Raw genomic sequence first — 7,153 nt, forward strand, 5'->3', positions numbered from 1 at the left:
GTTCTTATCTACGATTCAGTGTCTAACCAAACACGTAGATATCTTAATCTTGTTCACCACATTGTTGGTTTGGCCTTTGCTGGCATGCTCGCTTACGCGGCTTATTTCACTGCGGAAGAAGCGTGGTTTGCACCTTGGGGTGAATTCCGCCTTGAAACATCAGGCTCAGTGTTAAACGCGCCTTATCCAGCGTTGCTGAAAGGCCTGATCTTTGTCGTTTTGTGTGTTCTTGTTGTCCAGTTTGTATTGCACCTAATCCAAGAGTTGATGGGTCTAAGGAAGAATGACGATGTTTGATTTATCTTCTATTGGTATCGCATGGGGCAGTTTGCTCATGCTGGTTATGATGATTGGCTTGCTACTGACCGGTATGCAGCTAGCGTTCGTAACAGGCTTTGTCGCGATTTTCTTCACTCTGTGTTGGTTTGGTCCTGATGCCTTACCTTTGATCGCAAGCCGTACCTACAGCTTTGCTTCTGGTTATGTTTTCCTTGCTGTTCCGATGTTCGTATTGATGGCGGCTTTATTAGACCGTTCGGGTATCGCGCGTGATTTGTTTGATGCAATGAAATCTGTCGGCCGTAAGGTTCGTGGTGGTGTTGCAGTTCAAACGCTATTAGTAGCGGTTCTATTGGCTTCGATGTCAGGTGTTATCGGTGGTGAAACGGTACTACTGGGTATTCTTGCTCTGCCACAAATGCTTCGCTTGGGTTATGACCGTAAGCTTGCTATCGGTACAACCTGTGCGGGTGGCGCACTTGGTACCATGCTTCCACCAAGTATCGTACTGATCATCTACGGTATGACCGCCAGCGTATCGATTGGCGACCTGTTTAAAGCGTCATTCTTACCAGCGTTTATTCTTGCTGGCTGTTACATCGGCTACGTGCTGATTCGTTGTAAGCTAAACCCTTCTCTTGCGCCAATTCCAAGTGATGATGAGACAGAAGAAGACATCGCCAATCAGCCAAGCTACTTCAAAGCTCTGTTCTTCCCATTGCTTTCTGTCGCAACGGTTTTGGGCAGTATCTACACAGGTATCGCTTCAGTAACAGAAGCGTCTGCCTTGGGTGTAGTTGGCATCATGATCAGTGCGCTAATCCGTGGTGAACTGAACTTCAACATGTTGAAGGAGAGTGCCATCGCAACCATGCGTACTTGCGGCATGATCATGTGGATTGGTATCGGTGCAAGCGCATTGGTTGGTATCTACAACCTGATGGGCGGTATTGATTTTGTTGAAGAAACCATCCTTGCGCTCAGTGGCGGTAACGCGACAGTAACGCTATTAATCATGATGGCTATCTTGTTGGTACTAGGCATGTTCCTTGACTGGGTAGGTGTAGCACTTCTAACAATGCCAATCTTCGTTCCAATCATCACTGGCCTTGGTTTTGACCCAGTATGGTTCGGCGTTGTGTTCTGTCTAAACATGCAGGTGTCGTTCTTGTCACCACCATTTGGTCCTGCGGCATTCTACTTGAAATCAGTAGCACCAAAAGACATCAGCTTAGGTGAGATTTTCTCTTCATTACTGCCGTTCATTGCACTTCAAGTATTGGTTCTGGCACTGGTTATTATCTTCCCTCAGCTCGCGCTTTGGTGGCAATAACAGCGAAGGTTCCTGAGTGAGTTTAACGTTCAGGAACCTATCAATAGCAACACAAGTTTAACTATTAGATTCGATTGTCAGCCCCTGTTTTGGTTGGGGCTTAGGGAAGGCTTGCCTTATGAAAAGCAAAAAAATACTCGTGATGGGCGTATCTGGATGCGGAAAAAGCCTGATTGGCAGCCGTATCGCGCAGGCTTTAGAACTTCAATTCTTTGATGGCGATGACTTCCATCCGCAAAGCAACGTTGAAAAAATGCGTCAAGGTATCCCGCTGACTGACGAAGATCGTCAAGGATGGCTAGAAACACTGAATAAGCAATATATCGAACAACCAAGTGCTGTGATTGCATGCTCTGCATTGAAACCTCAATACCGCGAGATTCTGCGAGAGAACAATGAAGACTTAGTGATTGTTTACCTTCAGGGCAGTTTCGATACGATTTGGAATCGCCATAAAGCTCGTGAAAACCATTACTTTAATGGTCAAGAAATGTTGAAAAGCCAATTCGCAACCTTGGTTGAACCTGAGCTAGATGAAGCGCTATTTGTCGATATATCGCAAGATGTTGAGCAAGTCGTAGAAAGTGCACTCAAACAAATTAAGCAGATAGGTTAAACCATGACTCAGATAAAAAATGACATCGCGATGATTGGTTTAGGCGTGATGGGCAAAAGCCTTGCGCTCAACCTACTGGATAACGGCTTTAACGTTGCTGGCTTTGACTTGAATACAGACAATATTGATCGCGCCAGTTTAGAAGCAAAGCTGCTTAATGAATCGTTTACTGGTAAAGGTCAGTGCACACAAGGGACTAGCCTTGAACATGTGCTGCAAGGGCTCGCGAAACCGCGTGTCATCGCTTTGTCGGTTCCTGCTGGAAAACCTGTCGATATCGTCGTCAATAGCTTGCTTGATGCTGGCTTAGAAAAGGATGACATTGTTATCGATACAGGTAACAGCCTTTGGACAGATACCGAGGCGCGTGAAGTGAACTACAAAGGCAAACTGCGCTTCTTTAGCACCGCCGTTTCTGGTGGTGAAGAAGGCGCTCGTGTTGGCCCTGCGCTCATGGCGAGTGGTGACCAATCGGCTTGGCAATATGTGAAACCGATGTGGGAAGCGATTGCTGCAAAAGTGGATGCTAATGGACTACCGGTTGCTCAGTTTGAAGCGGGTGAAGCGTGCGCGGCGTATGTTGGTCCTTCTGGCACAGGGCACTATGTGAAAATGGTACACAACGGTATTGAATATGCAGACATGCAGCTAATTTGTGAAGTTTACCAGTTCATGCGTGATGTGCTTAATATGCCAGCACAAGAGATTGGACAAGTCTTTGAGCAATGGAACAACGGTGTGCTTAATAGTTACCTGATGGAAATCAGTGCCGATATTCTTCAACAAGAAGATGTGGTGACGGGTAAGCCATTCGTTGATGTTGTGCTTGATAAAGCAGGGCAGAAAGGCACGGGATTGTGGACAGCAGTTAACAGCCTTCAAGAAGGGTGTCCAACCCCAACCATTGCTCAAGCGGTTTATGCACGTGCGATGAGCGGTCAGAAATCACAACGCGTTCAAGGCAGCAAGCTTCTTAAAGGCAATGTTGCCGATGCGAGTCAGTTGGATAAAACAGAAGTTATTTCTGAGCTTCATGATGCTCTATATTGCGCCAAGTTGTCTGTTTATGCACAAGGCTTTGATTTATTAAAGACAGCGTCAGACAAAGAGGGTTGGAATCTCGATTTCACTCAAATAGCTAAGATCTGGCGAGCCGGTTGTATTATTCGTGCCGCATTCTTGCAAAGTATCACATCGGCTTACCAACAAAATAGTGAGCTTGAGAACCTGTTATTTGATGAGGCTTTCATCAAACAAGTGGAAGAGCGTGAGCTTGCTTGGCGCATCGCGGTAGCGAACTCAGCTCTGTATGGTGTGCCGATGCCGGGAATCAGCTCTGCTCTGAGTTACTTCGACTCATTACGTTGTGAGGTTTTGCCTGCAAATCTGCTGCAAGCGCAACGTGACTATTTTGGTTCTCATACTTATTCGCGAGTCGATAGAGATGAAGCTGAAAAATTTCACGTGACTTGGAGTCAGTCTCCAAGAACTGAAGTAAAAGTGAACGCTTAAACAATCAATAACGCCCTCAAATAAGAGGGCGTTATTTTTATTCGTTTTAAACTAAAACAAACATGTAGAACAATGTTGAACAAATCTATTAACTACTGACGTCACCATAACGTATGACCATCATCTCAACATGACTATCATAGGTTGCGCACCTTTGGTTGTGGGGATAATAGATTCCCTTGATTACTTCATGGTTGTTATAGAAAAGTTTTCCCCAAATTGAAAAGATGTTTAATGATTTCGATTATTACAATAATGCTGGAATAGAAATGCGTTCAATTCTTTCGCGTTATGGTTATGACGGGACTGTTTTATCTCAAAAGGTCATTCCTTTTCCGAACTTGTTTACTGGCGCACATTACTTCCCCTCAATTTATGAATACTTACCCGTAGAGCCTTTGAAAGCAGCAAGCGCTGTAGTTCAAGAGAATATCAAAATAATATATAGTAAATTTGCAAATTGTAGTGAGGTTGTAATGAATGTAATGCTATTTAGTAACGGTAAGTTACCAGGTGACACATCACTTTTAGAGTATGGTAAAGAGTGGATTCGTCCAATGATGGAAAAGACTCAGCCTAAAAAAATGTTGTTTATTCCATTCGCAATGATTCGAGGGCAATACTCGGATCGCACGCAGCAATTACAGCAAGTGTTCGATGAATATGATTGCGAAGTGGTGAGTATTCATGAAGCCGAAGACCCAGTGCAAGCCTTGAAAGAGGTTGATGGTATCATCATTAGTGGCGGTAATACGTGGGTACTTAACCGTATGCTTCACGACCTAGGCTTGGTAATACCGATGCGTGATGCTGTGATCAACAAAGGTAAGCTGTTTATTGGTTGGAGTGCGGGAACAAATGTCGCAACCCCAACGATCCGTACTACTAATGATATGCCAATTGTCAGTGCTGCTATCTTGCCTGCGCTTAATTTTGTGCCATTTCAGATTAACCCTCACTATATAGAAGCATCCATTTCTGGGCATATGGGCGAAACACGTGATGAACGTATTGAAGAGTTCTTGTGCATGAACCCAAGTGAAGTCGTTGTTGGTATCCCTGAAGGGACGATGCTGCAAGTGTGTGAAGGAAAATTAACGTACCACACCGCGACAGGCAAGCCAATGAAGCTCTTTAAGCATGGTCAACTTGCTGAAACGTTCACGGCGGACAGCGATCTTGCATTCTTGATGGACATCGGTTGCTAGGTAACGAATAGAGACAGGCTACTGCCTCTTAATAGGGGTTGGCTATGTACGCAATTGCAATGGGTTATACGAAACCCCAATCTTGATCATCCAAGGTTGGGGTTTTTAATACGTAATATACACATCAAGTGTAAGTTGAGAACTTATTGACCATCGTCTTCGAAAATAAGAATTGTTAGTTTTATTGGTGGCAAAGCGACGTGTGTGTTTATGATCTGATATCAAGTTTTAGGTGTTTAGTTCTTCTAAAGTAGTCGAAATTCGTTACTATGTTACCAGTAACATTAATCGTAACCATGATGCTGTCAGTATGCTAAGTAAGAAAAAACGTCCCACATTACAAGATGTTGCCAACCTAGTTGGTGTCACCAAAATGACCGTCAGTCGCTGTCTAAGAGACTCTTCACAGGTATCAGAAGCACTGCGAGATAAGATCAGCGCTGCAGTCGACGAGTTAGGTTACATCCCTAATCGTGCGCCAGACATTCTTTCTAACGCAAAAAGCAATGCTATCGGTGTTCTTGTTCCCTCGTTAACTAACCAAGTTTTCGCCGAAGTTATCCGTGGCATTGAACAAGTCACCGCGCCTGCAGGCTACCAAACCATGATTGCCCACTATGGCTATAGCGCAGAACTGGAAGAGCGAAGCATCGCTTCACTGCTTTCTTACAACGTTGACGCGATTATCCTGTCAGAAAATGTGCACACAGATAGAGCGCGTAAAATGCTGCAGACTGTTTCTATCCCTGTGATTGAAATTATGGATTCGGTGTCTCCCCGTATTGAACAAGCAGTGGGCTTTGATAACTTTGAAGCGGCTAGAGCGATGACTAAAACCATGCTCGATCGAGGGCGTACCAATATCGCTTATTTGGCTGCTCGAATGGATGAACGTACTCGCTTGAAAATGGCGGGATATGAGCATGCGATGCAAGAGGCCGATAAAACGCCAGTAACGCTGCAAACGGAAGACGCGTCCTCGTTTACTTTAGGCGCAAAACTGATTGGTGAGTTACTTGATAAGCATCCTGAAGTGAATGGTATTTTCTGTACTAACGATGATTTGGCCATTGGTGCTTTTTACGAATGCGTACGACGTGGTATTCAAGTACCCGAGAAGATGGCGATTGCGGGTTTCCACGGACACGACATCACAGTGGCGATGACGCCGCGTTTAGCGACTGTAGTAACACCAAGGGAGCAGATCGGTAAAGTCGCTGCACAGCAAGTTGTAGCGCGTCTACAAGGCAACAAAGAATGGGTGGCGAAGCTGGATCTCGGTTACGAGATTGAAGTGGGAGAGAGTATTTAATCTTACACTTCGGCTTTGCTCTTCATTGGATTCAAACTAAAACGCCCTTAACGAGATGAACTTCGCTAAGGGCGTTTTTATTTATCTGGCAAAAAGATGTATGTAGTAACAGACTTAACCCGCTAAAGCTTGAGCATCTTGTTGCTTCAACACTTTGTGGCCGTCTTCAGTGACGCCACGTTTCCAGTAGCTGCTGATGTAGATGTTCTCTTTCGCGACTTCTTTTTCGTTGCGGAAGTATTGTCTCAGCTCGCGCATGCTTTCAAACTCACACGCTGCCCAAATTGAAACCTGACCGTCTAACCATTCTAAATTGCGAACCGTTTGTGAAAGTGTTTCTTCAGTTTCATCTTCAATCAACCAAGTGACTTTTATACCTTTAGGTGCTTCAAGCGTTTGTTTATCTGCTGCTGAATTGATCTGGATGACGGCGTGACCTATTGCGTGCTCTGGAAGCGATTTTACTTTTGCAGAAAGCGCAGGTAGGGATGTCATGTCTGCAGCTAAGAAGAACCAGTCTGACCCTAGGTTAAGTCCTTGAATTAAACCTGGGCCAGCCACTGAAACTGTGTCACCCACTTTCGCGTTCATTGCCCACCTTGCTGCAAAACCACACTGCAAATCTGTAGTGATGTGGCGAACGAAATCAACCTCAATCCAGTTTTCTACAGGGTTGTACTGACGAATGGTGTAAGTGCGCATGGTTGGGCGCTCATATTCGTTCAGTTGGCTTAAATCAGTGGTGCCGAGTGGCGAGAACAAAAGCTTGATGTAGCCGCCGGCACATTCGGTTGGGTACTTACTTAATCCTTCACCGCTAAGCGTTATACGCTGCATGTTCGGTGTAATGGTTGAGGTTTGAGTAACAGTTAATGTGATAGGGCTAGGCTTGC

The 7,153-nt window shown here is 45.0% G+C and carries 6 protein-coding genes and 2 pseudogenes; 7 read left to right on the forward strand and 1 reads right to left on the reverse strand.

Annotated elements, in window-relative coordinates; translation table 11 throughout:
- The 7 genes and pseudogenes from AB4496_RS13840 to gntR all read left to right on the forward strand — a co-directional run.
- A pseudogene (locus tag AB4496_RS13840) lies at window positions 1-297 on the forward strand (TRAP transporter small permease); the annotation flags it as partial.
- The gene (locus AB4496_RS13845) at window positions 290-1,612 is read left to right on the forward strand and encodes a TRAP transporter large permease subunit (protein ID WP_009845624.1); all 1,323 of its coding nucleotides are present in this window, start codon (window positions 290-292) and stop codon (window positions 1,610-1,612) included. The pseudogene AB4496_RS13840 and the gene AB4496_RS13845, both read left to right, overlap by 8 nt.
- A 118-nt stretch (window positions 1,613-1,730) precedes the next feature.
- Window positions 1,731-2,228 carry a gluconokinase gene (locus tag AB4496_RS13850; protein ID WP_009845623.1) on the forward strand — a complete coding sequence of 166 codons (498 nt, stop codon included), beginning with the start codon at window positions 1,731-1,733 and terminating at the stop codon, window positions 2,226-2,228.
- Between the two features lie 3 nt (window positions 2,229-2,231).
- On the forward strand, window positions 2,232-3,740 hold the full coding sequence (gene gndA, locus AB4496_RS13855) for an NADP-dependent phosphogluconate dehydrogenase (protein ID WP_009845622.1): 1,509 nt from the start codon (window positions 2,232-2,234) through the stop codon (window positions 3,738-3,740).
- A 248-nt stretch (window positions 3,741-3,988) separates the two neighbouring features.
- Window positions 3,989-4,192 (forward strand): annotated as a pseudogene (locus tag AB4496_RS13860) (peptidase T); the annotation flags it as partial.
- A 24-nt stretch (window positions 4,193-4,216) separates the two neighbouring features.
- Window positions 4,217-4,948: a dipeptidase PepE gene (pepE, locus tag AB4496_RS13865; RefSeq protein ID WP_170962706.1), complete on the forward strand. Its 732-nt coding sequence runs from the start codon at window positions 4,217-4,219 to the stop codon at window positions 4,946-4,948.
- Between the two features lie 310 nt (window positions 4,949-5,258).
- Entirely contained in the window at window positions 5,259-6,260 is a 1,002-nt protein-coding gene (gene gntR / locus AB4496_RS13870) for a gluconate operon transcriptional repressor GntR (protein WP_083784033.1), read from the forward strand.
- A gap of 114 nt (window positions 6,261-6,374) precedes the next feature.
- On the opposite strand, the gene AB4496_RS13875 is transcribed toward gntR, so the two are convergent.
- Window positions 6,375-7,153, reverse strand: a 779-nt coding sequence (locus tag AB4496_RS13875; RefSeq protein ID WP_372131168.1) for a siderophore-interacting protein, incomplete at its 5' end; no start/stop codon positions are given.

Origin of the sequence: Vibrio sp. 10N.222.46.A1 (genome assembly GCF_041473595.1) — a bacterium.
Taxonomy (GTDB): Bacteria; Pseudomonadota; Gammaproteobacteria; order Enterobacterales; family Vibrionaceae; genus Vibrio; species Vibrio tasmaniensis_A.

Bases quoted from the DNA above. Each gene is read 5' to 3' on its own strand.
- AB4496_RS13845 (WP_009845624.1), top strand. From the start codon at position 290: ATGTTTGATTTATCTTCTATTGGTATCGCATGGGGCAGTTTGCTCATG.
- AB4496_RS13850 (WP_009845623.1), top strand. From the start codon at position 1,731: ATGAAAAGCAAAAAAATACTCGTGATGGGCGTATCTGGATGCGGAAAA.
- gndA (WP_009845622.1), top strand. From the start codon at position 2,232: ATGACTCAGATAAAAAATGACATCGCGATGATTGGTTTAGGCGTGATG.
- pepE (WP_170962706.1), top strand. From the start codon at position 4,217: ATGAATGTAATGCTATTTAGTAACGGTAAGTTACCAGGTGACACATCA.
- gntR (WP_083784033.1), top strand. From the start codon at position 5,259: ATGCTAAGTAAGAAAAAACGTCCCACATTACAAGATGTTGCCAACCTA.